A 25,949-nucleotide genomic window follows, 5' to 3' on the forward strand; every position below is an offset into this window, starting at 1 on the left:
TTTTACCCCCTCGCGGCTTCGCTTACATGCCTCTGGAATATGCGAATAATTGTCCGGCGGTTTTTGTTAAGGGCATTATATAAAAACGGGTCAGGCTTAATGCCGCGTATCTGATGACCACGGCTATATGCAAAACCATTTTTGGCAACCCAGCGCAGGGCATATTTTGCTTTTGGGCGCACATTATACGCCCTGCCACTGCGGCCATAAACGCCGGTACCTTCATGCTGGTAGATACCGTAAGGCACCTTTTTATCCAGCATGACTTTACCTTCGTTTTTTGTTATTTCCGTTGCTATGCCTTCACGTTCCAATTTGCCGGTGCGAGATGTATATTCATGTTCCTGCTGGGCTGTTGTTTTAACCAATTCTGTGGCTTCTTTCAGTGACCGGTTTACAGCTTTTTCAATTTGTACCGGCAATACTTTTTCAACGTGCCGCAGGACTTTTTCCATGTCAATCTCTACCGACAGCATTAGGCTACATTCGCAATGAATACAGTTTCGGAGCTTTCAAAGGACGGAAGCATAATTGCAGATACGATGGTTTTTGCATTTACCGGGTGGATTTCTTTGTAAGTGGTAATTGCAACGCCGGTTTTAACGATAGATACGCTTGCGCCGTTCTGACCGGTCATCAGGTCTGCTTCTTCCGGCGTAGTGCCGAACCAGGTATTACCGAGATTACCGGGTGGCAGCAAGGTAAATACATTATCCGGGAAGAACTGCTGGCTCTCGCCACCTGCTACAATCAGGTATTTTTTAGTGTAAACAGATACCTGCAAGCGGAATTTTTCATTGAACCAGTTTTTAAGCTGGGCATCAGTAATCGGCGTGGAAGCAGTCAACAACGGCTTCAATTCCGTAAGAATTTCAGTATTCTTTTTCAGGTAATTGAAAGTTTTACGGCTGCAAATAGCTCGGGTTGGACGCACGCCAGTATCACTTTCGATAATGTCAATCCAGCTTTCGATTTGTTCAGTAACAGGTGCGGCGGCGTTGCTCCATGCGTTAGTGCTGGTAAGTTTGGCTTGAATATGTTTAGTATTAAATTTGTAGTCAAAATCACGGTGCAATCCGGTTTTATCTACAATAGAAATTTTACCGGTAGAAAGCAACTGCATACGCATACGTTCAGCATCTACATCAACACCTGCAACAAGGTTGTTGGCATCATCATAAATTTTCTGTACAGCGGTTTTAACGGAAGAATCCATGTTTGCCGCCATAAAGGTAAGCAGGTTTTGGCGTTCTTCTTCGCCGATGCGCATAGCTTCACGGAAGAATGGCATTTTAGTTTCGCTGATAGTCAAGCCCATGCGGTCACGGAGAGGCGCCTTAGCGTCAAATGCGCCGTTAGCCAGCGCTACCGGCAGGCTGCTATGGGTTTTAATCCATTTCAGGTCAATGCCGACTTTTTTCTTTGCCGGAAACAACAGTTCACCGAGGTAAGGGATTTGGTTGCTCCCCAATTCGTTAACATAGGCGGCAATAACAGGGGCATTGACATAATCAAAAATTGTTTTAGGCATTATTTACTCCTCCTCTTATTCATCATCTTTGGTGCCGATAAAGGTAATTTGTTTCAGCGCTGTAATCATAGTTGCAGTGGGTGCTTCGGGCAGCTTTGTTACATCAATAAAGCCGTGAATAATCAGTGCGCCAATTTCCGGCCCACCGGTTACATCCACATCATTCATCAATACACCTTCTGCGGCAACAGCGGTAACCAGCGGTTCGCTTTGTCCATCAACAGATTTTTTTGCCGCTTGGCTACGGTCAGCAATTACACCGCCACCTAAAATAGTGCCAGCAGGCACAATCTTTCTGCCGTCAGCGTCTGCGGTTACATCAGTATCACCTACCATAATGGGAATTGCCACATAGTGGTCAGGGATAGCAAGAATTGTTTTCGTGGTAGTCAGTTCAGTTTCTTTAAAATACATAGTTTTTACCTCCTTACTCAAAATATGCGCCAAGCGCTTTATCATCAGGCTGGCCACCTTTGGCTTCCTTAGCAAGCTCTTTGGCAAAATCGGACATATCGCCGTCTTTGCCACCGGCACCGCCAGTGCCGCCGCCAGCGCCACCCTTCTGAACATTTTTTACAAAGGTCGGATTCTTATCTAACCAGTCTTTGATACCTTCTTCAATCGTTGCTCCGTCATCTCCGTAGGTCAGCGTTTCATCATCGTTTACTTTTACGTTGCCACGGAACATGGGCAGCATAGTCGATGCGTCAATAGCATTGTTTTTGTTAAGTGCTTCCAGCAGGGCAGTGTCTACCATGCTGCGGTGACGTTTTTCGCGTTCTTCGGAGTTTTTAGTGTTAAGGTCTGCAATCTGTTTCTCAAGACGCTTAATTTTGCGTTCAGCGGCGGCGTTATCTCCTGTTCCACCTTTTGCCTTTAAAGCGTCAGCAACAGCAGCCTGCAAATCCTCTGCATCTTCATCAACGCCCAGCACATCGGCGAACACTGCAATCTTTTCTTCCAGCGGCTTAACTTTGCCCTCGGCATCTTTTACCTTCGTATTCAGCGTGCGGATGTTCTTTTCTTTAGCCTTGATATCTTCATCTTTAGCTTTAATAACTGCTTCCAACGCTTTTGCAACCGGACCGCCGTCCTGAGTTTTGTTTAAAAATGCGTAAATTTCTTCAATGTTCATAATTTACTCCCTTCAAATTTATTTTTGGGTATAAAAAAAGCCGCTTTATATGCGGCACAAACAATCAATATCCCCACCTCCTAAAATCGGGCATAAAAAAACGCCTATGTAAAAACATAAGCGCGGCTAATCTTTAAGTTGTTCTAATTCAGCATTTATTTTTTTTACTTTTTCCCAAAATGTTCGCATGAGTTCTTTTTGCTCTCTTAAATAAGGGCACTGGCTATCTAACCCACCAGTTCCATATTTTTCTTCCCATTCTAATATTTTATCTACAACTTTGCTATATTCTTTTTTATGTTCATTGTATAATTGCTCTTTTTGGGCAATCAACTCATCTTTTTTATTCACGAGAAATTCTCCTATAATAATATTTATATTTCTTAGCCAAAATATTATTTATTTCATGGAAGCCATCCTCATCAATATCAAAATCTACGCCGTAATCTCCAAACCGAGATTTATCTAAAACTTCCATATAGGCTATAGTGTTAAAATCAATAGCGATATTGTTAGTATTCCCAAACAAAGTATTTTGATTAGTTACAATTTCGTAAATATACTTTTCGTCAACACCTCTAAGCCTATTAAGTTTATAATTTAAAACCTCTTTTATGTCAAAATGACTAAAAGAATAGTGTGTTTCTTTTATCGGATGGTTATGCGTAACGGTTGCCCCTTCGAGTTCTTTTTCTCCAATGTTACGAAAGTTAACACTTGCTTCTTCACCAACAACGCTAAATACCTTACCTTCTTTGGTAATAATTATAGCAGTTTCATGGTCAAGTTTCACCATTTCCTTTTCGTATTTTTCCAGTGTTTCATCAACCTTATCTAATGCGACCTTATCAACATACACCGGCTCGCTGATTTTACCACTGAAAGCCTTACTGGTAAAATCATCTGCTCCCAGTCTTACAACAGCAGGCTTTGTTTTATGCACCAGCTTCTGCCAGTCCTCTCCTGCATTGTACCGCGCCGCGCCTTCCTTACCAAACAGTATTTGCTTTTGCACAGCACTTCGGCTGTTTATATATTCGCGGGCCTTTTCTGGTTTCCATTCTCCTTTTAAATCGCCCTCAAAAATCTTGCTGTAATAACACATACAGTGCGGATGTACTGGTATATCAGGTTGTTTACCTTTTGGAAAAACGCCTTTACCGTAACCAAAATCAGCGTTGGCATAGACATCGCAGATATCATAAGGTTTTGTTTTATGCGCCGATGATAAAGTATATTTAAAACCTACTATATCATCATCACTACTGCTATCAGCCATATAACCTTCATACCACGCGCGGGCGGACTCTGTCCTGGCGATGCGTTCGGCATAATACCGGCTTTTTTCCTGCACCGCCGTCCACAACGCTTTATCAACGGCTTCGGTTTCCAGCTTTGCGCAGGCTTCAACAAGGTCTTTATATGCCCTTTTCAGAGCCTTGGTTGTCAGCCTGTCCGGATTTTTTAACTTCTGCGCCGCCTGCAACACGCCCAGTTTACTTAGTTCTGACGCATCGCCCTGCACAGCTAAACGCGCCTGCCGCACCAGCTTTTTAAGATACTCCGGCAAATCAGCAGGTTTAATTACTGCTTTGCCGCTGTTATAGCCATCGTACAGCTTGCGCGCCATATCAATAACGCTGTCGCTATTATTAACGCTGGCCGTTACCGTGCTGATGATATTCTGCCGCAAGACTTTATCAACGCCGTGCAGGCGTTCCGACAGTTTCATGCCATCAGCGGACCACGGCTTTTTCATAAGCACCTTTTTAATCTCGGCTTTAGCTTCCGCTGTTACCTGTTCCGGCCGCAATCCAAAACCAGCTATGGCACTGGCTACCACAGCGGCGGCGATAAGTTCAGTGTTATGGCTGTCAAAGTCCAAATCCTCAAGCACTTTTTGCACGGCGTCACGGATATCCATACCCTTTTCCATTTCAAACTTTACGGCGGCAATAACATCATCGCCAAAAGCCTTAAATGCCGTGGTATACTCTGCTATTATCTCCCGGACTTTATCTGCAAATTCTTTATCGGCGGCCATTATTCAACACCGCCGTCATCTCCGGCGTTATTGGTTGGTTCGGCGTGGTTAGCATCAACCGCCTGCTGGTCGATATCATCAATAACCGCCTGTATTTCCTCATCGTCCATATCAGACAGCAGCATTTTTGCAGCTTTCTTTTTGACCGCAGTGTCAAATTTACCACCGACCGCCCAGCTGAGGGCATCGGTAATTTTATCCAGTTCGCTGCTTATATCAACAACGCCAAAATTGCGGCTATACTGAACATTAACTCCAAGTTCTTTGCCAATATAATTACCAAAAATAACGGCAATCTGCTGTTCTGTTTCCTCACAATTTTGTGCAAAATCGCTAAGGCTTTGCATCATAGTTTTATTATCCCATTCTTTAGCTATACCGCTCTGCTGGCTCTGTACACCTGTAACGCCCGCACGGTCTGCCATGCGATAGATTTCTTCAATCAGCATTTTAAGCTCCGTGTGCAGCATTTCAGACGGCCCGTTATCGGGAGTAATAAACGCAGGCGCATTGTTACCGGCATACAACAGCATATTATTTGTGCCGATGTTAATGCTTGCGTAATTATCAGGGTTAGGGTCATCAGAACTCATTTGATACACCAACACGCTGAACGCCTGGTTGCGGTTGCGCTCGCGCAGTTCAGAACAGGCGTTATAGATTGCAAGGTTTACGCGGGCAATCTGGTAAAAATCGCTAAATGGTTTGAGCCTATCACCCATATCATCTTCCACTGCCGCACCTAACAATGGCACCACCGGCACAACGCCTGCACTGTTTATACCGCTTTCTGTTCCACCTTTTCGCGTAACCTGCCACATTTCTTTGGTCCATGTCCAGCTTTCGGTGATGTCCGATTTTGACATGTTTACTACTTCGGTGTATGTAATATCGTACCTGACAAGGGTTAAATTACCGTATTTATCAAGCGCATATTCTTTAACGTCCTGCGGCTTAACGGTATACAGATAAGGATATTTACGCTCCGCCAACGCCTGCGCCTTATTGGCCGGTAAATCCTTATAATTTTCGACAACAATAAACATCGCGCCGTATATTTTCGCCTGTTTGGCAGCTTTTTTCATGAAAGTATCCATGGAAGTATTCTTGCCGTCCACGTTTTTCAAAAACTCCGTCCAGTAATCATCGCCAACTTTCGCCGTGCGTGCTGGCGGGTCATCAAACAGCGGGTTTACAGCTGCATTGATACATGGTTTAACATAATTCAAAAAATACGCTACACGCTGGCGATTTACATAGTTTTCGGCAGACTCGCGCGGGTGCTTAACCAAATAATTAGCGCTGTAATACCCGCCATTGCCAAAGTAACTATCGTGCATAAAAGTGTAGGGGTCAGTATTTACCACACCGGCAACAACGCCGCCAGCACTTACAGCCAACTCCTGTTCCTTGCCCATTTAAACCTCCTATTCTACATGGCGGCCATAACCGCCATAATTACCTTTAATATCTGCTACATCATAATCGTCTAATCCATACCACACCGCTGAAAATGTATGCGGGTCAATGTTAAATTCATCAGGTATGATATTATCGCTTCGGTCCAACGCATAAGTCAGTTCCGCCATTTCTTTTATGCAGTTTTTGCACTTTTCACTGCAATAAATATGCCGGAACCGTTTTACCTTGCGCGTATATGCCAGCCTACTTCCTGCAAATTTACGTGCACCACTGATTCTATATCCGCTTTTTCTAAAATAGCTTATTGCCTTCGGATCTTCTGGGTCAGCCTTAATATAATCAGCCCTAAAAGCCATAAAATCAGGGTCATGTGCTGTTTCATCATCAGTCATGCGGTTTTTATAATATTCATCAAAAATGTACAGCGTTTTATTCGCGTCATCTATGGCCATACGCACAACAGCGTTATAACTATCCTCAAAGCCAAAGTCCATGCCAGTACGGTACCAGCGCTGCGATATGCCACCGACCTGCGCCATAATTACATCATGCGGCAAAACCTCAAATTGCGGCAGCACTTTACGGCCGTTAACACCAAACCTTCCCTGCCGCGCAACGCGGTACAGGTCCGGGTCATAGTTTTTCATGTTGTCCAATTCTTCAATATAGCCAGCCGGAAGGAAATAATTATCATCGGCCACGCTGTGATGGTAAAAAGTGTTATTTACCACGAATTGGCGTTGCGCATAAAAAACATCCTCACGGATGCCCGGCATTACAAAAAAGTGCTGAAATACCCAGTTGTTTTTATCTATCGGGTTCGTAGATAAAATAAAATGCAGCGATAAGGTCGGATGGCGCACGCGGCCAAGCAGTTCTTTATATGCTGCATAACTTATTTCACTGGCTTCCTCAATCCATATAATTGATACACCGTTGATAGATTTTAACTTTTTCGGCTTATCCAGCCCCTTAAAGATAATCTGTGAGCCATTGGCAAAGGTTATGCGCATCGGGCTAACCGTATATTTAACAACGTTATCCTCCAGTCCAAGGTCATCTATAATCTCCACCAGTAACGAAAAACAACTGTCACGGATAGTATCGAACACTTGACGCACAACAAGTACCTTGCGCTTTTCTTCCAAGCATTTAAGTATTAGCTTCAAGGCAATATGATAACTTTTACTACTGCCGTACCCGCCGCAAAGTAGGTAAAACTTGCAAAGCCAGTCAAAAATAAAATCCTCAAAATGCGGGTTAACATCTTTGCTAATTTCATCATCCATTTACAGCCCCCGCCCTTCTAATTCTGATTGTAAGCGGCCGTTCTGACCAATCCTTTAACTGCCGCGCTTCTCTTATTGCACCAAGTTCCGCCAGCGCCTTTGTTTTGGCGTTAGCTATCAGCGTCAGCTCGCGTTCCACCGCCAAAATATATGGAAGATTGCTTTTCATTTTTCTTGTAGTTTTCTCCCTATTGTAAGCATCAATTACCGTTACCGATGATTCTTCAAGGACCGTTTCTTTTTGCAGTTTATCAAGCTGCGCCATTAGACGGCTTTCCCGCAAAATCAAACGCTTAATATCAGTTATCAGGGTTTTCTCCTCGTCAACCAGTAAATCATCAAGCATTTCAAGTTCTTCATCGGTCAGGTTGGTTTTGCGGATATTATCCAGTACGAAACGTTTTTCATTATTGCGATGCGTACCCTTCGGCGGCTTTTTGGCATCCTCAAACCGGTTTTGCGTGACAGGAAGTTTTCTTTTGGGCGGAGTAAAGGTCTTAACCGACACCGGCGCGTGCTCCGCAGGCTTTTCAACTTCATCTGTATTTTCGCCTTCTGTCACACCGCCATTATTCTCCGCATCATCTGTCACATTTTCTGTCACGTCATCTGTCACGCCGTCAGAGTTTTTTTTATTCTGCTGTTCTTTCAGCTTTTGCTCCCAGTTATCCCGGCGTTTCCATTGACGCACAGCGTCAGGCTTTACTCCTAATCGGTCAGCAATATCACGTATTGGTATTCGCCCTCCGGATTGCAGCCATATTCGCATGGCCTGTTTTCTTTTATCCGGTTGCTCCAATGGCATACTCTCCTTCCCGGCAAATTATTAAGCCCCTGCAGTTTAATGCAGAGGCTTTAATCTTTATCGCCATATATTCTTTTGTATTCAAGCGCGGCTGTTATATTTCCCGGTATCTTTCTTTGATACTTCCGCACTTTTAATAATTTACCGTCTTTGGTATATGTTGCCACAATATCTTCGGCAGTATAACCAAAAGCCAGCTTTTTTAATTCCTCTTTGTAGTTCACTGCGTTTACCTCCTGCCACGGTTTTAAACGCTTTACCTTACAAAACCTGCAAAGGTTATTGTTTTAGGCTTCATATTGTATTTCTTTGCTATTTCTGCGGATTTTTCATTAAAGGCTTTTATATATGGGTCTATAAGCCTTTTTGCTTCCTGCCGTTCTATAAAGCCACCTTTGTAACTGTCTCTCGCAATAATAGCCTGTTCTTTTAATACCTCAATCATTTTGCGCATCTCCTTTTATATTTGTAGCTTGATATTAAGGTATGCGCACCTATTCTTCAAGGACTTCTGCGTCCAGGTCTGCTATATTTATTTCTTTAAAAGTTTCTTTAATTGCTTTCGTATCGCCTTTATAAAACACAAGCACATTCTGATGCGTCTTGCCTATTTTGCGGCCACGCTGAAACGTTCTGCCGGCACGTTGCGGCAATGAACCGAAAGGCGTTACTAAAATAATTTCATTATAGAGCTTTGCGCCTGCTGTTTCGAATGCTGCAATAGTTTCAGAAACAAAATTACGGTAAAATCCTGTTTTTCTGTCCCTTACATCACCGACAACAAAACATGCAAAACGATTTTCTTTCAACATTTCCACGCAGCCTTCAATGATTTTTCGGTAGGTTGCCAAAAAATCAGCGTATTCCATATTACTCAAATCATGCGGGTTATCGCTGTATATTTCAAGGTCGAAATAAGGCGGACAACTAAAAATAAAATCATATTCACCTGCCGCCAATTCTTTTACATTTAAACTGTTACCGCAAATCCATTTTATTTTATCCGCGCCACCTAAAATATCAGCAGCTTGTTGATAATTAGCATTTATCTGCTCCTGCCGTAAATCTATGCCGGTATAATTGTATCCGGTTGCGGCCGCTACAATCCCTCGAACACTTCCGCCGCAAAATGGGTCAAGTATCTTGCCGCCATCAGTGCAAAACCAATAATACATTAACTCGCAAAGAACCGGGTCAAACATACTGAGCATGCCGCCGGTATTTGTAACTTTTATAGTACTGTTTTTCGGCATATAATCTTTGGCATATTTTTCTTCAAATTCTTTTGCTGTTATTTTATGCCCCAGCTTTGCTTCCTGCATTTCCTTATAATAATAAAATCGCGGCATAGAACCGGCCAGCGAACCTAAAGTTTTCATATTCTCACGCGACAGGTCACTTTGCAGCCCTAAACTGTACCAAAGCCGCTTACGTTCCTGCCATTCTTGCCGGCGTGCATCTAATACCGAAAAAGGTGCAAATAAAAACCTTTCAGCAAGCGTCTGGCGCGTTTCTGCCAGTTTTTTAACATCAGGCAAAGGGAAATTAGGCACTTCAAATTTAAACGCGCTCAAATCAAAATCTGCCAGTGCTTCCAGTTCCGCCGCCAACAGTTCAGGCTCCCACTCGGACATTTCCGCTGTCTTATTATCTACCAGCCTGAATGCCCGCACCTGCTCATCTGTTAAGCCGTCAGCCATAACACATGGTACGCTCTCCCAGCCTAATTTCTTAAAAGCCTTATATCTGGTATGCCCTGCTACTATTACGTTATTCTTATCAAGCACAATAGGCACAAGCACACCAAAATTTTTAATACTTTCTGCCACGGCGTCAACTGCCGCATCATTTCTGCGCGGATTATTCGGATAAGGCTTTATATCCTCTAATTGCACATCAATGACCTTTAATACCTCTTTCATTTTTTAACCTCCTGCCAAGGATTTGCAAATTGGCATAAAAAATACCACCTGCAAATATTTACAGGTGGTAATCTCTATACTTTTTGCATTTTAATTATATCATTCTTTAATATGACAGGTAAATGACAGAAAAATGACACGTTATTTTTTCAATAAATTGTCAAAGAACGGCACTATTTCATCCAATGTTTTTATATCTTTGGCCATTATAGTTCTGACTTCATTAATTAATTTACTCATTTTTTTATATTCATATATGCCTATCTTAATAGATAATTTATCATTATTATCTTTCTGTATATTCAGCCCATAAAATTCTAAATTTCGCTTATTAGAGCAATTTATTGAAGTTAATGCATTAGCAATTATTAAATTTATTTCTGATAGTTTGATTCTAACCTCATTAGATAACCATAAATCATATTTTGATACAGAAATTATGTTCTCACAAGTTTCTGCTAACATTTCTTTATTCATAAAACATGAGTATATGTTTTTTCCCTCGCCCTGTTTTAATCTATAATCATCGAAAATCTCTTGTATAACTTCAATTTTAGATATTACAAATTCTAAATATTCATAGGCTGTCATTCTTTTATCAATTATTTTTTTATAATAATCATTTTTATAATCAATATTTTTAAGTCTTTTTTCAATTTCTTCTTTTTGCAATGCAATATCTTTCATAACATTTTTTTGAAAGCGACTTTGCAAGTAGTATGTGCCTATAAACCATAAAACCAATATCAACAAACAAAAAATTATAAATTGAAGTTCAGATACTTGAAAATAGTTAACTGCTTGCTCTACCGCTTTATTCTGTAAATTATCTGCCATTTTACTCTCCTATAAAAATAAATACTGCTAATTGTTTTTAGCAGTATTTTGTAATGAACTTAAGCCAGCAAAGCAGTTTCAATGATTTTTTGTGTAAAATCGGCAACAATATCAGTATAAAAATCAATACCCATACGCATCATTCCTTTCCATCTATTAGACACATATTTAAATATGGTTGCTATAAGGCTGGATAGAATACACGTAATAAATATTCTCACCAGCATATCCACTGCTATGAACGCAGGCTCCATTACTGGCTTAAATTCATTACACACATATTATATCAAAAAGCGCCTACAAAAGTAAGCGCTTAAATTAATAAAACTATTTTTTTAACCCATCAATGCCGAACACCAATACTGATATTTTTTCAATTGCATCTAACTGCCAGCGGTAAATGGTGCGCGGGTCTGTAAAAAATTTTTCTGCCAATTCTGTACGTATTTCTGACGGCGTTCTGCCCTGCGTATCGTCAATGTACAAAGCCTTTATTACTTCCCAACGTCTGATATTCTCATCTTTGCCGCTGTTATAACAAAAACTTTCATAAAGCCCCAGCATACTTTGTACATGTTCATAAATAATGCGGGTTCGTGTTGCTGATTTCACAATGCTTTGCACTTTCATTTCTGCCCGGCCCACACCAAAGCGTTGCCACATGCTGTCAAGTATTTCAAAGGCGGTTTCATTTTCTTCGTCCAGCCTTACAAGGTCAAACACTGCATTATCAACATGTTCTTTAAAAATGCGGTAATTTTCCAAAAGCAGCTTAGTATTATTAATTTGCTTGTCCCTGCCCTTTTTAGCATCCTGTTTCAGCTTTTCGTATATAGCTTCTGCTGTTTTGGCGGCAGTTTCTTTAATAATGTCGGCAATTACAATCTCGGCTTCCTGTTTCATTTGCCCGCCCCCTGTGCTATAATATTTTTGCGAACATTTTTTCGGGGCTTGCCAGAGGGCAGGCTCTTTTTTTATTTATTAATCATCATCCGTTTGGTCGTTTATTATTTTTTCTGTAATTAACATCAGTTTTGCATCATGAATTACATTACGCTGATACTGCGGCAGTTCTTTAATATCCCTTTCCGGCATTTTAGCACAAGTTTTACATACACTGTGCGGCTTAAAATCAGTACTTACGCAAAAATCCATTACATCATAATCTCGGCCGCAAATTTCACAGTGCCCTGGCACTACCTTAGGCGGAGGTGGAATAATCTCATCATTAACAGCAATACAGTCAATAAATTCAATATCACTATCAGCGAACTGATAGCAGGAACCCGGCTCTGTTCCCTCGCAGTTCTGTATATTATGATATTTAATCCTATAACCACCACTATAAAGGCGGTCATGCGATAATTCACCTGCATTATGTACTGAATTACTATCTTTATCTACAATGCGAATAACCGGCATTTTAACGATGTTCGCCCTGTCCAGTGCAATACACCGCTTCACGCAGGCCAGCGCTGTATTTAAAGCATCTGCATAGTTGCCGATAGATGCCGCTTCTGCTATCGGTTTTAAATACTCATATGCTGATTGTAATTTCATTACTTTGCTCCTTCCATTCCACTTAAAATATTTCCAACAAAATCTTTAAAATAATTCTTATTCGGCTGCCAACAGGATTGTTCTTTCATTTCGGCTGCCAACAATATTTTACGCTTTTTATTGCACGCCGGAAGCCTACCCATCAGCTGATAATATTTACAAGTTATACACTCTTTCATTGTTCCACCACCTTGCAAATTTCCCGAACCTCATACAAATCATTATAGATAGTATCGTTGCGCATAATTACCCATCTGCCCTCATGCATTACAACTTTAAAAACCTTAACATCACCACTGCTATCAGTAAGCATAACTTTGTCACCTTCAAAAATGTTGACATCGTTCATATCTTCCATGTTGGTATACTGACCGATAGTTTCCGGTATTACCTGATGTCCATTAAATATATTTTCGCTGACAGGCTTCGTTAATATATAAATATCATCATTATAATTTATTAAATTTCCATAAATCCAGCTGTTAGTATAAACTGTTTTACCCTTAAACAAAATTTCCCGCATTTTATCCTCCTATTCAAATGTTAACTTAATATCCAAGGCATCACATATTTTAACCAAGGTATTTACGCCACAATTTTGACCTTTTAAAGCTCTTTTTAACGTGTTTACATGAATGCCAGCATAATCTGCAAACGCTTCATCACTCATGCGCGTAACTCCCAATTTACGCATTATTTCGCGGCGCAAGGCTGCAACGTTTTGGGTGTTATTCATTCTTGTCACCTCAGCTTTTGCCCGCATTGCGCTCTTTGCATTTTTCACATTTTAAAATTTCTAAAGTTCCTGTTATCATACTTGCGCGCCAGCTTAAAATCTCGCAGCCGTATAAAGCGCAATTATAATGTCCCATAACGCCTACAAAACAGGCGCGGCAGCCGTTGCAAAACTCGCCTTTCGGTATGGTTTCGGCCAATTCTTTTTTATAGTCCCGTTCAGGTGTCATTTTTCACATCTCCTGTTCCACATTTTGGCAGCTTTTTCGTCCCACGTTTTGCCGTTTTCTACCTTGTTTAATCTATCATCCCAAACTGTTTTAATCGCGATATTACAATCAACACAGGCTATATAGCCGCTACAAGTTGATAATGGTACAAATACCGCCTGCCCACCGCAAAAAGGACAAGTCTTTAAATTTTTATCATCCATTTTTATCACCGCCTAAATATTTTTTCCGCAGTTCAGGCAATGCAGCTTCGCATTCTGCTTTGGTTTTAAAAATCATTCCTGCTTCTTTTAATGCAAAATCGTTTACTGTACCTCGCCAAAAATCTGTCACGGCTTCTGAAAATGCAGTGTGATAATCACGTGGTCGATAATACACATCGCCGTCTTTGGGTTGCCATGGAAGTTTAATTATCTTGTATTTTCCTTTTATAAGCGACATAAAAGCAAAATCTGCTTGTTGTTCCCACTTGTCACAAACAAGGCAGCTCAATCCATCTTCCGTTAGCTTATAAAGCGTTTGTCCACAACCGCTAACATTAAATTCTTCGCCAAGCTCCACGTCCAGCATTTTAGCTACGTCTTGTATATAATTTTTCGCCATTGTTTGTCACCGCCTTAAAGTAGTTTCTGCTTATCTCATGCCACGTTACAGTATAGCCGTCGCCTTCGTCATCGATAATTTTAAAATCCGTCCACATGGTTTTACCATCGACCTTTTTTGCCAACGCACCACGTGCTTCGGCTTTATATATTTTCCCTTTGGTAAAGTTTCCCCATTTATCAGTAATGCACTCAAAGTAAAGTTCCTTGCTGAAACTGTATATGCCCTGACCCATTATAATCATCTCCCCTGTCCTGAATGGCTTTTTTGGGTTCGCGTGGTTTATATATCTTGCCGGTGATAATATCATCAGTCTGTGCAAACTCTTTGCATTTATTCGGGCGCTTTATCTGTTCATCGTTAAGCGTTTTGTCATATGCAGTGCAGTAATAGCAATCGCCTTCGCAACAAAACGCGCAGTACCTGCAATACTGTTTCATGGTCTTACTCCCCTTTTAGGATTATAATTTGCAAAATCAGGTTCGCTATTAAAAATAATCTTGTTATTGCACCACCGCTGCAAATGCCGCGTTTTCACCGGCGCGTTGTATTTGTCATATATCATAACAAAAGGGTCATAACCGATTTCCCGTAGCTTGTATATACGGTAAAGGTCTTGAGCGTGCGTGCTGTTATAATTTGTCAGCACATAAACCTTTAGTTTATCCTGCCGCAAGCCCCATTTCCCGGCATACTTTGCAAGCACTTTAGGCGTAAAATCATCGTTGGCATTGTCCCATGCAAAATGCAGGATTTTATATTTACATGCTTGTATAGCTTCCACTTTTTCATTCGTCAAAAGCCGTGCATCCAGTCCTTGCGTAAAATCTACTTCTGCGCCACTATCTGCAATTTGCTTTAATAATTCTTGCCAGTTCGAACAAGCCAGTATATTTGGGTCAAGCAATTTAATTTTCTTTTGTCCCTGCCAAAATTCTATTAAATTTGCCACCTTAACGGATTGTACGCCCTCTTTCTGCGCTACTATGCAAAACGGGCATTGACGTGGGCAGCCTCGCGTTAAATATCCATACGCAGTATCTTCAACACCGTATAATTCATAATCCGGGTAAACATGTTCGATATGCTCCGGCAAAGTTAAGGCTATATTATAACCAGTACCGCCTTGTATAAGTGTATCTGTTTGATATGCTTGCAGGTCGTCCGGCGTAAAGGTAAAAACCTTCGCCATGTATACCACATCGTAATATTCAAGACTGTTCGCCCATTCTACAACATCACCGTCAGCTTTGTGCCATGCCGATATTTTCATCAATGCGAGATTCGGGAAATTGTGACCATCAACATCAACTAAGCCTACTTTCATCATTTCCACCTTAAAATAACTCTGATATTTTTAAATCAACATCCGCCTGCTTACGCGCTGTAACAGTATCTCCATGTTGTGTTATTCTATGCTTGCGTACATCATAACATTTACCATTTGGAGCTAAATAATTGTTATCAACTTCCGGCGGCGTTGGCAGATAATATTCCTCTGGCAGGCTTCCAGCCTCGCATAATTCCCGCAGCCGCATTTTGTAATAAATAATGTGGTTACGGGTTAAATTCATATTTACACCATCAGCCCAAAATGGGTCTTGACAGCCATACTCCCGCAGATATTGCCAGTGTTTCAAATCTTGCACTATATTTTCACGCAGCTGTTTAATCTGCTGTTCCAGAGTTATTTTTTTCTCCTTTTTAGCCATTTTTCCACCCCTAGCTAACCTTCACCGGCCGTTCTTCAATATTTACATGCCGGGCCTTATCCCACATAATTCTTGTAGGCTCAACCAGTTTATTGAAAGTATAAGCACGGCAACGGTAAAACTCACGCGAATGGTCAAAAGACTCTGTAACTTCTGCCGGCTTAAATTCCACTGGCAAAGCAACGATATGTGTATATCCTCGCATTGCTAAAAACATCATTGCTGATGCAGGATTATCAGCAAAAAATACTTCATTATAACGGTTTGGTATAATTCCTTTTTCCATAATGCTGGCAATATTCTGATAATCAGTTGCGTGCCATAAAACCATATTTTCACCTTCTTTTAAAGATGTTCCCGACATATATGCCGGGAACATTATTTTTTTATTATTCAATCTGAACTTTTTTTACTTCAACATGCACACCAATTCTTTTTAACAGCTCCAGCATTACCTTAAGGTCATCAGGTATCACACCACATTCAATAGCTTCTTCAATCGTAGACTCACTGGCAAATTTTTCTACAAATTCTTTACTGCGTACTATTTCTGAAATCTGCTTATCAAATAAATTTTTAAAAATGCAATCAAGCATTTCACTATGAATTTTGGCCACAATATTTATAACTTCTTTATTTTTCACAAGCAGCTCTTTATTTCTATCCAACACTTTAATTGCAGATTTTTCCATCAACAGCTTAACTTTTCCAGCGTTAAATTCTGCATTTTTACTCATCAGTTTTTCTTCAATAAATTTTTCAATTTCTTTTTTGCTAGCCATTTTTAATACCTCCATTATTTAAAAAATTATTCCAAGCAGTACGGCAATAACACTGTAAACTGCCAAACAAACAAGTAAAAATTTTAATGATAGTGCTTTTAACATAGTTGTTCACTCTTTCTCAACTTCCAATAGCGGTTACAAACAGCTCTTGTTGTTCTTCCCAGTCTGCGCGCCACTTCATCTCTCGGTAAATTAATCAACGCTTTAAGTGCTGTATCATCTGCAAGGGTCCATTCTTTCGGCCGCTTCTGTTCAGCTATAAAATCAGATTTTCTTTTAGCATCAACCCACCCAGGTTCTTCACCTAAAGTATATTTTTCAAAATGCGCAAAATTCAGTTTATCCTGATTGGCTTTTGCCCATTTCCAGAAATCCCTTAACTTAATAATCCACGTTCCTTTGTTCTTACGCAGTTTAGATTTCCGTGCCGGTAAACCATTATCTATAAAACGTTTTACACGTCCTCTGGCCGACTGACCGTAAATGGTTGTTAAAATGCTTAATACAGTAACATAATCTGACGATTGCGTTTTACTGCCCAGCCCCATTAAATTGGCTTTTCTTGCTACGCTATTATTGCTTCTGTTTAAACGCCTGCAAATTTCATCTGTATTATGTTTCGGCCAAAGCGTTTCCAGAAGTTCCATTTCCTTTTCCGTCCACCGTGGCATTGCTACAACTCCCATAATTTAATACTTCTGGGTAATTTATTAGTGTAATAAGCTTGCCGCATTCTTCGCAGCGGTAGTAATTTATTACACGCCCCTTTGACTTCACTGCATGCATTCGCATTAAACGCGGATTTTTATTATTGCAGTTCTCGCAGTATAAATCTTTTCCGCGTTTGTATAGTCCATGAATACCTTTAACATGCTCCATAGTCTTCACCCCTTAAAAATTCTAACCGCAGGCCGCAATTCTTAATCTGGTAGGCTTCTACATCCGCCGCAGTAAAATATTTATGTCCATACAACTGCTTCATGTTCTGCCAAACTTTCAGCGGTATGCGGTAAAACCTTTCAAAGCCAAAACTGCAAAGTACAAAAGCCACCGCACCCATACTCTGATGTTTTAACAGCGCATTAAGCTGCGTTTCTTGCAACCTGTCATATGCCATCTTATCAAGATCCGTGTGTTTGGCTTCAAACACAATGGAGCGGCCATTTGCAAGCGTTCCCTTAAAATCAGGTTCAGATTTACTCGTAAAACATGCGATATATTGACCGCGCGGCATACTTTTTATTACTTTCATCGGTTCATGCGCTTTATCAATTTTAGCAATACCCATGTCCAAATAATTCCGACAGCTGGCCAGTATCATTTTTTCAAAATACGCACCAGCATTTTTATTTTTAAGACCGGTTAAAGCTTTGTTTGCCATCGTGTAACTCCTAACTTTTCAACCTTCAAATATCCGCTTATTATCAGCCTTTAAAGGCATTTTCATCCTTTAAAACTGTTACTTTAAAGCGCTACATTTTATAAAATAGTATTGCGGTTTCATTTATTCCATCTTCCTTTCACCTCTCGGATTGTACAGGCGTTAGTTTTTTTAAGCTAACGCCTGTACTTTTTTTATTTTTTGTAGTATCCACGCACCTTGTTTTTAACGATTGTCACTTTCAAGGCCGCTTCGCGTTCCAAACGATTTTCAGCAACTTGTCTGGTCATCGTTTCGGCCGTAATCTCTACATCATACAGTTCCGACAAAAGATGCTCGCGTGTTTCTTTTGTTGGATTTTTTCTGTAATCTGCCAACGCTTCTTTAACCTCGTTAAATTCTTCTTCCAACTTTACTATCTGTTCTTCCGGTGTGTAGCTAATAAATTTATAACAAGGTTCAATGCGCGTGCCATGCTTAACTTTGCTCATTTTTTGACGGCGGCGATATAATTCGCTAATAATGTCGCTTAATACCGGCACCGAAATGGTTACATGTGTGCTTTTGCAGTTTTTAAGCAATGCAAGCAAATTTTTAATTCTGCTTTTTTTGTCAATAGTGATTTTACTTTCCATGTTTATCGCTCCTTTAAAACGGAATTTCTTCATCAAATGCAAACGGTACGTGTTCATTTTCCGAAACAGTGCCGTATTTTTCAGTACGCGCACGTTCAAAGTCATCAAAGTTGGCTGGATTGTTATAGCTTCCGGCATTATTACCCTTCTGTTGGCTATCTTTCGCTGGCCATTGCCATTCAACATTACGGGCAACCAACTCCGTATAATACTTTTTAGTTCCATCACGGCCGTCAAAGCTATTTATATGAGTTGAACCGCTAACATAAACCATTTGTCCTTTATTAAGATTGTTACCGACTAACTCTGCGGTTTTTCCAAAACATTTAACATTGAAAAAGTCGCTTTCATATTCTCCAGCTTGATTTTTATAATCTCTGCGAACGGCCACGGTAAAACTTGTTACTGTTTTGCCGGTTTGCGAAAACCTTACTTCCGGGTCTCTCGTCAATCTGCCGCTTATAATATGCACATTCATTTTTATGCTCCTTCCTGCTCGATAAAATCAAACAATGTAGGCTCGCCGCGCTGCATCTCTGCTGTTTGCAAATATCCAACGCCGTCCCTGAAATAATCTGCTGACAACTCTATGCCGATGCCAAAACGTTCTTTCTGTACGGCCACCAGCGGCACCGTCATCAGGCCGCCAAATGGGTCAAGCACAACATCACCCGGATTGCTGTAACGGTTAATAAGCCTTTCGACTATATCAAGCTGGAGCGGGCACACGTGCATTTGCGCACGCTTACGACTTTGACTTGTGTTCAGCGTCCGCATACGGTTTATATCGTCCCAAACATCCATATTCCAACTACCCGGCGCAACTACCATAAACGATGCCGGAAGTTTACCGTTTTCGTCCAGCCGTTTTGCAAGTGCTACATGTTCTTCGTAGCTATACACGTTCTCGCGGCTGTATTTGCGGTATACGGCTTGAAGATTATCTACAGGTATACTTTGTAGTTCAGCCTTCGTTAACAGCCTGTTGCCGCTGCTACGCCAAAATCCGTGGGCATCTATCTGCCATTGGGCGCGTGTATAATCTGCTTTATCTTTCGTTACCGGCACATCTGCATACGCCCTGCTTGTATCGGTCGGCAGTTTTCTAAACAGCAGTATATATTCCGGGCAGCCAACGCCCATTTTAGTGCCGTCCTTGCATTGCTCCGTCCAACCAAGCCTGTAAGTCTGATTATTTTCGCGGACCACATCGGTCACAACCGTTATCATGCCAAAGTACATAAATCCGTGCTCCATATAGTGTTTAATGCACATCGCATGGAAAGGTTCCATGGTCGGCATTCCTGTACCGGTAGCATTACCAAACAGCACACGGTCTTTAACATGGCAGGCAAATACTCTGCCCGGCCTAAGAATACGCAGCAGGTTAGGCGTTAAATAATTCATCTGTTCAAAGAAGCGCTGCGTGTTTTGGTTATGCCCGAAGTCATTATAGGTGGCCGTGTACTCGTAATGATTGCTAAACGGTATGCTTGTTACAATCAAGTCAACGCTGTTATCCGGCATGTTTTCTGTTTCTAAAATGCAGTCATTGTTAACTGCTTTATAGTATTTGCCGCTTACTTCCACTCTTTCCACTCCCATCGTTCGCGCCAGCTTATCAATAAGCGATGTATTGGCAAGCCCGTATTTTTTTATTATTTCCGTCATTTTATCGGCCATGTAGGTATGCTGTTTCCATTTTTGCAGTAACACGCGCAATATTTCCTGTTCTTCCTCGGTGTAGATGATGTCGATAATAACCTTTTCCGTTTGCATAAACCGGTAAATGCGGTGTATAGCTTGGATAAAATCGTTAAACTCATAATCTATGCCTAAAAAGATAGCGCGGTGGCAATGATACTGGAAATTACAGCCCTGCCCGGACAGCGATTTTTTCGTTGCCAACAACCTGCTTTCGCCTTTGGCAAAGCCTATAACCCGCTTTTCGCGGATGTCATAGTCCTGACTGCCGTATACCTCAACAGCTTCCGGCAACGCCTTTTTTATTGCATGGCGTTCAGCTTCAAGGTCATGCCACAGTATAAAATGTTCATCCGGATTAGCTTCGACAATGTCCACCATTTTCGCAACTCGGGCATCTATGCTATCGCGTTTAATTTTTGCTGCATCTTTTAAGCTAACCGCGGCATCAGCAAGTAATTTGACCTGCCCATCTTTTTCCGTGTCGATGTCCTTATGCTGATAGCTGACGGCGTGGTAATTTATTTCCATCGGCGGCAGTGCATAACCAGTATCGTTATATCCCAAATCGCTGGGCTTTGTAATGAACAGCGACCAACTACTAAGCCACAACCAAAATTCCTGCTCTTTATGCGGGTACAGCGTCAAGTTATTGGCTTTGGTACTATCGCGTTGAAAAAACCTTGTCAGCGCCTGCCCGGTGTCCATAATCTCTAAAAAGCCGGCATAATGTATCAGTTCCTTATAACGGTTTGGAGAAGGCGTTGCCGTGGCTACCAGCTTATACGGCACGCCTTTAAATTTTTCAGTAAAAGTCTGATAGGTTTTACTGCCATAATCACGCAGGCAGCTTGCTTCGTCTAATGCGGTCGCTGTAAAATACGTTGGGTCAATATCTCCGTCACGAACGCGCTCATAATTTGTTATCACAATCTGTGTTTCAGCCGCTTTTACCTCGGCCATTGTACGCACATACTGCGGCGCTGGAATGCCAAGCAGTTCCTGCGCATCTTTGGTAAACTCCTGCCGTACTCCCAGGGGCATTACTATTAAAGCCTTGCCGCCCTTTTCGGCTGTTATAATCCGGCACCATTCTAATTCTTGCACTGTCTTGCCCAGTCCAAAGGCTTCAAAAAGTGCCCTGCGGCCACCTTTGACCGCCCACATTACCGCATCACGCTGGTGCGGTTTCAATGCCGGGTTTATTTTTTCTTTGCTGATTTCAAAGCCCGTTTCCGGTGCAAATGCTACTTTACTCAGCAAAAAATCCTGATAGCTTATCATACCGCCTGCGGCAGTGCCATAGGTTCATCGGCACCTTCGATTAACTCGGCATCCTGCGGTTCTTTTACTTCTTCAGCAAACAGGCTTGTTTGTGCACGTTCACCTTCTACATACAGGTTTGCTTCATGAATAAGTTCTTCGATATCATCACGCATATCTGCCGACATCAGTACTTTTTCATCATCCGGCATATCCGGGTTATACATACACTCGATTTTATTCGGCGTGTTAAGGTTCAGCGGCGCATTACTGTTTTGCAGTTCCATCCCGGCAATAATAACGCAGCCCATAACATCATCCTCGCCGCCGTAATTAAGGCTTATACCCCGGACGATAATTCTTTCGGCATATTCCGCCGGAAGTTCGCAAATATCTGTTACATGCGTTTTAAATACTTCAAGGCTTTTTAAAAAATTAGGATGAGGCGCTTCCGTACACTTCATGGTGTACTCGTCCAACAGCTGTTTGCCGCTTTTATACTCTAAATGAACCATTCCCTTTTTAGGGTCAAATTTAATTTTCGTAAATCTTCTATCCATGGCTACCTCCTAGTATTGCTGGCACATATCTCGGTAATATACCGATCGCGTATAGCCAAAGTATTTATTTACTTGTATGCCTGGCTCATGGCCGCAGGTTGGGCAATTTCTTCTGCCCTGGCATTTCTTTGCACAAAACTCTTTTTCGCGCTTATAGTTGGCAATATCGACATAGTTAAAGCGCAGCCATTCTTCGCTTGCGTCCGGGAAAACCTGCCGTCCAAAAGCCAAAACATCTTCGTCAAACTGTGGGTTAAGTTTTTCTCCGCGCGTCATCTTTGCTAATATTTCAGCAATAATGGCTTTATTACGCTGCCGTTGGCTTTGTGTAAAAGCCGCGCTAAAATCTGCACGTGCCTGTTCTTCGCGCTGCCGTTGTTCTTCTACCGTTTCCCGGCGAACCTGTTCTTCCGCCCAGTCGATAGCATCGGCCATTTCCTTTTCGTTCGGCCAGAACCCCGTCATAGTTACAACCTTTTTGCAAGCACGGTGGAAAACTTCCGGCGCAACAACCTTATACAGGTCATACCAGGTTTCAGCCAAGCGCAGCACTTCGGCTTTCAGCGCAGCCGTCTTTTCCTCAGCAGTAGCAAAAAGGCTTTCTGTCATTTTGGGTGAACGTTTCAATTCACGAAAGTACTTAAATGCCAATGCAATATCCTTTTTGGTCAACTCCTGATTAGGCATTATCATCACCTCCGATGATTTCGTCTAACACATCATCAAAAGCATTGTTTCCGGCAGTTCTGTCTGGCTTTTCTTTCAGCCTTTTAAGCACCGCCGCCAAATAACGCCATATCTTAGCACCTTTATAGCTTGCATTGCTTGCTGTTATATCAACGCCCTGCTTAAATAGCTTTTCGCCATAATCTTGTATCAGTGTTGCTACAAACTCCCGCTCTACAATTCCTGTAAATGGGTGTATACGCTTTTGGTAATATTTAATACATTCAGCAAATTCATTTTCAGCAAGTGTGTGTTGTTGGTTAACCTGCTTTCCATTTTCGGTTTGCTTATTGTTTATACAAGTAAGACTATTATTATTACTCTCACTATTACTAGATACTAGATACAAGCTACTAGGCATCCTTGGCGTGTCCATGGTATTACCTTGGTCTGTCCTTGGTATGCCCATAACCTGCCCTTGGCTTTCCACTTCCGCAGAGCCGCTCTCCATGCGGCTTTCAGCTGTTGGTGGCGGCAATGTGCTTGCTGATTCATTACGGTGTGGATGTTGATATTTCGTAAAATTTACAACCTGTATAATACCAACGTCAGCCTTTGGCGTGTCCATGGTATTACCTTGGTCTGTCCTTGGTATGTCCACCTTGTACCGTTTAATAAAACCTGCGTTTTGTAGTTGGTTAAGTAAATCATCAACATCGCAATTATCATACGGTAATATTTCCGCTTTAATTTTCTTAGGTCTATCCTCAAGGCGGCCTTCACGGTCAGCAATTACCCAAAGCCCGGCAAAAAGCAGACGCCCCAGCGGAGTAATATCTGCTAATTCATCATTAGTAAAAAAGCCCGGGTTAATTTGTCGCGTTCTTTTCATGGCCTGTCCCTCGTACCTTGCAAATATTTTTCTACCTGTAATCGTATTTCTTCGCTTTTCTTTCCAGAGTGCCGTTCATGATGACAGCGCATACATAAAAGCACCATTTTATCAAGTTCATCACTTTTCCGGCTGCCCTGTGGCTCATGGTGCGGTTTTACTCCATCTTCAACCCATGCGCCGCAGATAATACATTCGTGGTTGTCACGCTTATAAACAGCCTCTACCAATTTCTTTAACGGTACGCCTTTTAGGCGCACCGTTGTTGCTTTGGGTATCATCATTGCCCTTCACCAAAAAAGGCATCTAAAACTGCTTGTTCGTCATCATTCGACGCATCCTGCAAAGGTTTTGTTTCTACCGCCGCAGGCGCTGGCTTTTGTGCTTCTGCCGGTTTTTCTGACGCAGTCGGTGTATTCACCTGCTGTTTTTCCTGCATAGCCTTATGCGCCAATACAGCCTGTATAAACGGCTTTGCATCGGCATAATCGCGATGGTTTAACATCTGCTGCAACATTGCTGTTTCAAGTTCAGTAACATTTTTATAGCCGCCCCTGGTAAGCACTTTGCAGTAGTCTTCACCAACCAGCACATACGGCCGTGCATTTTGCTGCACAGACTGCTGCACTGCCGCCGTACTTTGTGCCGGCGCTTCAACGCCGCCGTCAATCCACTGGCGTATAAGTTCGCCGGTTTCCGGCGTAATAGGCTCAATTTTGCCTTCAAAAAGCCCTGTGCGGTCTTTAGAAGCTATGGCATAATGGCGTTCACGGTCGATATCAAAAACGATTGTAAACTCATATTCCATGCCGTCACGCTGTATCGGTGCAAGCCCCACCTTTACCGGCACTTTTTTGCCGCGCTCGTTTTCCTGCAATTCGTATGCCGTTTTACTGCGCATACAAACAATAACGTGCATTTTACATTGCAGAATTGTATCAACCAACCTGTTATGTTCCGGCGTTACATTACGCCACGCCGTATAACTGTTATTGCTTCTGCTGGTTGCCGCCTGCTTGTCTACCATCTCCAGCACGCCGCCCTGGCCGCTCCAAGCATGGGAAAGACTGTCAATAATAAGCACGTTATAACCTTCCCTTTCGGCTTCCTTAATAGCGTTTATATACGCTGCAGGGCTAAACGGTGGGGCAAGTACAGCAACATCGTAATCAGCAATATCCGCATACATTTCGCCACTGCCGTTTTCTGTATCAATCATCGCAACGCGGCCACCTAAACCTTTGGCTAATAAAATAGCAGAATATGTTTTACCGCTACCAGATACGCCGCATAAAGCCATTTTTAAATACGCTTTTTTGCGTTCAGCTTTTTTAAACATTCAAAATCACCTCTCAATTAATTTTGCTGTAAAACACATCTGGTTTTTCCTCAAATGTTACGCCGTCAACAATCTCGCCGTCAGCGGTAATAAACCTGCCGTCAACAGCAGTCAAAGTCTTTTTAAACTCACCCCATTTAACCGTTTCCTTGGTTTCAATAAATTCCGGCGCACTTTCTTTAACAAATGCTTTCAGTGCTTCATCGTCCTTTTTAATTTCTGCCGGCATAGCCTTAAAACCAATCGTGCCGCTAGGCAGCTTAATGCTTTTCTTCTTTTTCTGCCCTTCCAGCTGTTCCCTTGCATACGGCATTAAAAGGCTCTCAAAATAACCTTTATCGCCATCAAACTGCTCCTTAGCATCAGCTAAAAAAGCATCTAATTTTGCTTTTTCTGACTCTACATAAGCCTTAATTTCCTCGTACCTTACCTTTGCGCGGCTGATTTTTTTCAGGCACCATTCCGCGCCGCTCAAGTCTTTTACCTTAAACCTTTCATCGGTAGCGGATGCTAAAGCATTAACGCCCTGTTCTTCAAATACTTCGATTTTTTCTGCTGCGGTTTGCATGTTTCTTCCTCCGTTTCTTTTTCTTAGGTTTTTGCGCGTATTTTGTTTCACATATTGGGCAAATATAATGGTCCAGATACTTAACTAAATCTGATAAAATCCATTCTCTTAGGCATATTACGCAAGTTGCTCTTTGGGACATCCGTACAGCCTTTCATCAAAATATGCCTTGGAGATTTTACCTGCTGGCGGTAAAATGTACCCTTTGTCGGCCATCTCGTCCCGCAGTTCGCGAATAACTTTATACGCATAACTATCAGCGCATTCTAAAATACGCTTAACATCTTCTTTATCATAAAAAGCTGACGCCATTTGCATTTCTCCTTTCGGC

Annotated in this window: 40 protein-coding genes; all 40 read right to left on the reverse strand. The window is 41.8% G+C overall.

Annotation, left to right across the window (positions count from 1 at the left end):
- Window positions 1–2: 2 nt before the first annotated feature.
- On the reverse strand, window positions 3–476 hold the full coding sequence (locus M3079_RS02375) for an HK97-gp10 family putative phage morphogenesis protein (RefSeq protein ID WP_249076993.1): 474 nt from the start codon (window positions 474–476) through the stop codon (window positions 3–5).
- On the reverse strand, window positions 476–1,531 hold the full coding sequence (locus M3079_RS02380; RefSeq protein WP_249076995.1) for a major capsid protein: 1,056 nt from the start codon (window positions 1,529–1,531) through the stop codon (window positions 476–478). Before M3079_RS02380 ends, M3079_RS02375 begins: the two co-directional genes overlap by 1 nt.
- 15 nt (window positions 1,532–1,546) lie before the next feature.
- Window positions 1,547–1,945, reverse strand: coding sequence for a hypothetical protein (locus tag M3079_RS02385; protein ID WP_249076997.1), 399 nt, complete (start codon window positions 1,943–1,945; stop codon window positions 1,547–1,549).
- A 13-nt stretch (window positions 1,946–1,958) separates the two neighbouring features.
- Window positions 1,959–2,666: a hypothetical protein gene (locus M3079_RS02390; RefSeq protein ID WP_249077007.1), complete on the reverse strand. Its 708-nt coding sequence runs from the start codon at window positions 2,664–2,666 to the stop codon at window positions 1,959–1,961.
- 126 nt (window positions 2,667–2,792) lie between these two features.
- Complete coding sequence (locus tag M3079_RS02395) at window positions 2,793–3,017, reverse strand: hypothetical protein (RefSeq protein ID WP_249077009.1); 225 nt, start codon at window positions 3,015–3,017, stop codon at window positions 2,793–2,795.
- Window positions 3,010–4,710, reverse strand: a complete 1,701-nt coding sequence (locus tag M3079_RS02400; RefSeq protein ID WP_249077010.1) for a hypothetical protein — start codon at window positions 4,708–4,710, stop codon at window positions 3,010–3,012. The genes M3079_RS02395 and M3079_RS02400 overlap by 8 nt, the downstream gene beginning before the upstream one ends.
- The gene (locus tag M3079_RS02405) at window positions 4,710–6,128 is read right to left on the reverse strand and encodes a hypothetical protein (RefSeq protein ID WP_249077011.1); all 1,419 of its coding nucleotides are present in this window, start codon (window positions 6,126–6,128) and stop codon (window positions 4,710–4,712) included. Before M3079_RS02405 ends, M3079_RS02400 begins: the two co-directional genes overlap by 1 nt.
- Before the next feature lie 9 nt (window positions 6,129–6,137).
- Window positions 6,138–7,421, reverse strand: coding sequence for a PBSX family phage terminase large subunit (locus M3079_RS02410; protein ID WP_249077012.1), 1,284 nt, complete (start codon window positions 7,419–7,421; stop codon window positions 6,138–6,140).
- On the reverse strand, window positions 7,414–8,220 hold the full coding sequence (locus M3079_RS02415) for a phage terminase small subunit-related protein (protein ID WP_249077013.1): 807 nt from the start codon (window positions 8,218–8,220) through the stop codon (window positions 7,414–7,416). Before M3079_RS02415 ends, M3079_RS02410 begins: the two co-directional genes overlap by 8 nt.
- A gap of 56 nt (window positions 8,221–8,276) precedes the next feature.
- On the reverse strand, window positions 8,277–8,450 hold the full coding sequence (locus tag M3079_RS02420; RefSeq protein WP_249077014.1) for a hypothetical protein: 174 nt from the start codon (window positions 8,448–8,450) through the stop codon (window positions 8,277–8,279).
- A gap of 32 nt (window positions 8,451–8,482) precedes the next feature.
- Window positions 8,483–8,671: a hypothetical protein gene (locus M3079_RS02425; RefSeq protein WP_249077015.1), complete on the reverse strand. Its 189-nt coding sequence runs from the start codon at window positions 8,669–8,671 to the stop codon at window positions 8,483–8,485.
- Between the two features lie 49 nt (window positions 8,672–8,720).
- Window positions 8,721–10,148, reverse strand: coding sequence for a ParB N-terminal domain-containing protein (locus M3079_RS02430; RefSeq protein ID WP_249077016.1), 1,428 nt, complete (start codon window positions 10,146–10,148; stop codon window positions 8,721–8,723).
- A 141-nt stretch (window positions 10,149–10,289) separates the two neighbouring features.
- Window positions 10,290–10,985, reverse strand: a complete 696-nt coding sequence (locus M3079_RS02435) for a hypothetical protein (protein ID WP_249077018.1) — start codon at window positions 10,983–10,985, stop codon at window positions 10,290–10,292.
- A 327-nt stretch (window positions 10,986–11,312) separates the two neighbouring features.
- On the reverse strand, window positions 11,313–11,888 hold the full coding sequence (locus M3079_RS02440) for a hypothetical protein (protein WP_249077019.1): 576 nt from the start codon (window positions 11,886–11,888) through the stop codon (window positions 11,313–11,315).
- Window positions 11,889–11,966: 78 nt separating this feature from the next.
- Complete coding sequence (locus M3079_RS02445) at window positions 11,967–12,545, reverse strand: hypothetical protein (RefSeq protein ID WP_249077020.1); 579 nt, start codon at window positions 12,543–12,545, stop codon at window positions 11,967–11,969.
- Entirely contained in the window at window positions 12,545–12,724 is a 180-nt protein-coding gene (locus tag M3079_RS02450; protein WP_249077021.1) for a hypothetical protein, read from the reverse strand. The genes M3079_RS02445 and M3079_RS02450 overlap by 1 nt, the downstream gene beginning before the upstream one ends.
- Window positions 12,721–13,068 carry a YopX family protein gene (locus M3079_RS02455; protein ID WP_249077022.1) on the reverse strand — a complete coding sequence of 116 codons (348 nt, stop codon included), beginning with the start codon at window positions 13,066–13,068 and terminating at the stop codon, window positions 12,721–12,723. Before M3079_RS02455 ends, M3079_RS02450 begins: the two co-directional genes overlap by 4 nt.
- A 9-nt stretch (window positions 13,069–13,077) precedes the next feature.
- Window positions 13,078–13,281, reverse strand: a complete 204-nt coding sequence (locus M3079_RS02460; protein WP_249077023.1) for a helix-turn-helix transcriptional regulator — start codon at window positions 13,279–13,281, stop codon at window positions 13,078–13,080.
- A 10-nt stretch (window positions 13,282–13,291) separates the two neighbouring features.
- Window positions 13,292–13,510: a hypothetical protein gene (locus M3079_RS02465; protein WP_249077024.1), complete on the reverse strand. Its 219-nt coding sequence runs from the start codon at window positions 13,508–13,510 to the stop codon at window positions 13,292–13,294.
- A complete protein-coding gene (locus M3079_RS02470) occupies window positions 13,507–13,713 on the reverse strand; it encodes a Lar family restriction alleviation protein (RefSeq protein ID WP_249077025.1) in 207 nt (68 codons plus the stop codon). The genes M3079_RS02465 and M3079_RS02470 overlap by 4 nt, the downstream gene beginning before the upstream one ends.
- Window positions 13,706–14,113, reverse strand: a complete 408-nt coding sequence (locus M3079_RS02475; protein WP_249077026.1) for a hypothetical protein — start codon at window positions 14,111–14,113, stop codon at window positions 13,706–13,708. The genes M3079_RS02470 and M3079_RS02475 overlap by 8 nt, the downstream gene beginning before the upstream one ends.
- Window positions 14,082–14,348, reverse strand: coding sequence for a hypothetical protein (locus M3079_RS02480; protein ID WP_249077028.1), 267 nt, complete (start codon window positions 14,346–14,348; stop codon window positions 14,082–14,084). Before M3079_RS02480 ends, M3079_RS02475 begins: the two co-directional genes overlap by 32 nt.
- On the reverse strand, window positions 14,305–14,553 hold the full coding sequence (locus tag M3079_RS02485) for a hypothetical protein (protein ID WP_249077030.1): 249 nt from the start codon (window positions 14,551–14,553) through the stop codon (window positions 14,305–14,307). Before M3079_RS02485 ends, M3079_RS02480 begins: the two co-directional genes overlap by 44 nt.
- Window positions 14,550–15,443 carry a radical SAM protein gene (locus M3079_RS02490; RefSeq protein ID WP_249077032.1) on the reverse strand — a complete coding sequence of 298 codons (894 nt, stop codon included), beginning with the start codon at window positions 15,441–15,443 and terminating at the stop codon, window positions 14,550–14,552. Before M3079_RS02490 ends, M3079_RS02485 begins: the two co-directional genes overlap by 4 nt.
- A 7-nt stretch (window positions 15,444–15,450) precedes the next feature.
- Window positions 15,451–15,825 (reverse strand): hypothetical protein, encoded by a 375-nt coding sequence (locus tag M3079_RS02495; protein WP_249077034.1) that lies wholly within the window; start codon window positions 15,823–15,825, stop codon window positions 15,451–15,453.
- Window positions 15,826–15,835: 10 nt separating this feature from the next.
- The gene (locus M3079_RS02500; protein ID WP_249077036.1) at window positions 15,836–16,156 is read right to left on the reverse strand and encodes a hypothetical protein; all 321 of its coding nucleotides are present in this window, start codon (window positions 16,154–16,156) and stop codon (window positions 15,836–15,838) included.
- A gap of 58 nt (window positions 16,157–16,214) precedes the next feature.
- Window positions 16,215–16,607 carry a hypothetical protein gene (locus tag M3079_RS02505; protein WP_249077037.1) on the reverse strand — a complete coding sequence of 131 codons (393 nt, stop codon included), beginning with the start codon at window positions 16,605–16,607 and terminating at the stop codon, window positions 16,215–16,217.
- 98 nt (window positions 16,608–16,705) lie between these two features.
- Complete coding sequence (locus M3079_RS02510) at window positions 16,706–17,257, reverse strand: hypothetical protein (RefSeq protein WP_249077038.1); 552 nt, start codon at window positions 17,255–17,257, stop codon at window positions 16,706–16,708.
- Window positions 17,223–17,489 carry a hypothetical protein gene (locus M3079_RS02515; RefSeq protein WP_249077039.1) on the reverse strand — a complete coding sequence of 89 codons (267 nt, stop codon included), beginning with the start codon at window positions 17,487–17,489 and terminating at the stop codon, window positions 17,223–17,225. Before M3079_RS02515 ends, M3079_RS02510 begins: the two co-directional genes overlap by 35 nt.
- Entirely contained in the window at window positions 17,476–17,991 is a 516-nt protein-coding gene (locus tag M3079_RS02520; RefSeq protein ID WP_249077040.1) for a Holliday junction resolvase RecU, read from the reverse strand. The genes M3079_RS02515 and M3079_RS02520 overlap by 14 nt, the downstream gene beginning before the upstream one ends.
- 194 nt (window positions 17,992–18,185) lie before the next feature.
- Window positions 18,186–18,626 carry a hypothetical protein gene (locus tag M3079_RS02525; protein WP_249077041.1) on the reverse strand — a complete coding sequence of 147 codons (441 nt, stop codon included), beginning with the start codon at window positions 18,624–18,626 and terminating at the stop codon, window positions 18,186–18,188.
- A 13-nt stretch (window positions 18,627–18,639) separates the two neighbouring features.
- Window positions 18,640–19,104 (reverse strand): single-stranded DNA-binding protein, encoded by a 465-nt coding sequence (locus M3079_RS02530; protein ID WP_249077042.1) that lies wholly within the window; start codon window positions 19,102–19,104, stop codon window positions 18,640–18,642.
- Between the two features lie 2 nt (window positions 19,105–19,106).
- Window positions 19,107–21,614, reverse strand: a complete 2,508-nt coding sequence (locus tag M3079_RS02535) for a DNA methyltransferase (RefSeq protein ID WP_249077044.1) — start codon at window positions 21,612–21,614, stop codon at window positions 19,107–19,109.
- Window positions 21,611–22,153 (reverse strand): hypothetical protein, encoded by a 543-nt coding sequence (locus tag M3079_RS02540; RefSeq protein WP_249077046.1) that lies wholly within the window; start codon window positions 22,151–22,153, stop codon window positions 21,611–21,613. Before M3079_RS02540 ends, M3079_RS02535 begins: the two co-directional genes overlap by 4 nt.
- Before the next feature lie 9 nt (window positions 22,154–22,162).
- Window positions 22,163–22,840 (reverse strand): hypothetical protein, encoded by a 678-nt coding sequence (locus M3079_RS02545; protein ID WP_249077049.1) that lies wholly within the window; start codon window positions 22,838–22,840, stop codon window positions 22,163–22,165.
- The gene (locus tag M3079_RS02550) at window positions 22,833–23,711 is read right to left on the reverse strand and encodes a hypothetical protein (RefSeq protein WP_249077051.1); all 879 of its coding nucleotides are present in this window, start codon (window positions 23,709–23,711) and stop codon (window positions 22,833–22,835) included. Before M3079_RS02550 ends, M3079_RS02545 begins: the two co-directional genes overlap by 8 nt.
- Window positions 23,708–23,995, reverse strand: coding sequence for a hypothetical protein (locus M3079_RS02555; RefSeq protein ID WP_249077052.1), 288 nt, complete (start codon window positions 23,993–23,995; stop codon window positions 23,708–23,710). The genes M3079_RS02550 and M3079_RS02555 overlap by 4 nt, the downstream gene beginning before the upstream one ends.
- On the reverse strand, window positions 23,992–25,050 hold the full coding sequence (locus M3079_RS02560; protein ID WP_249077053.1) for an ATP-binding protein: 1,059 nt from the start codon (window positions 25,048–25,050) through the stop codon (window positions 23,992–23,994). The genes M3079_RS02555 and M3079_RS02560 overlap by 4 nt, the downstream gene beginning before the upstream one ends.
- A 13-nt stretch (window positions 25,051–25,063) precedes the next feature.
- Window positions 25,064–25,618, reverse strand: a complete 555-nt coding sequence (locus M3079_RS02565) for a host-nuclease inhibitor Gam family protein (protein WP_249077054.1) — start codon at window positions 25,616–25,618, stop codon at window positions 25,064–25,066.
- 117 nt (window positions 25,619–25,735) lie between these two features.
- Entirely contained in the window at window positions 25,736–25,930 is a 195-nt protein-coding gene (locus M3079_RS02570; protein WP_249077055.1) for a hypothetical protein, read from the reverse strand.
- Window positions 25,931–25,949: the final 19 nt, after the last annotated feature.

Origin of the sequence: Phascolarctobacterium sp. ET69, assembly GCF_023336935.1 — a bacterium.
In the GTDB taxonomy this organism is placed as follows: Bacteria; Bacillota; Negativicutes; order Acidaminococcales; family Acidaminococcaceae; genus Fusicatenibacter_A; species Fusicatenibacter_A intestinipullorum.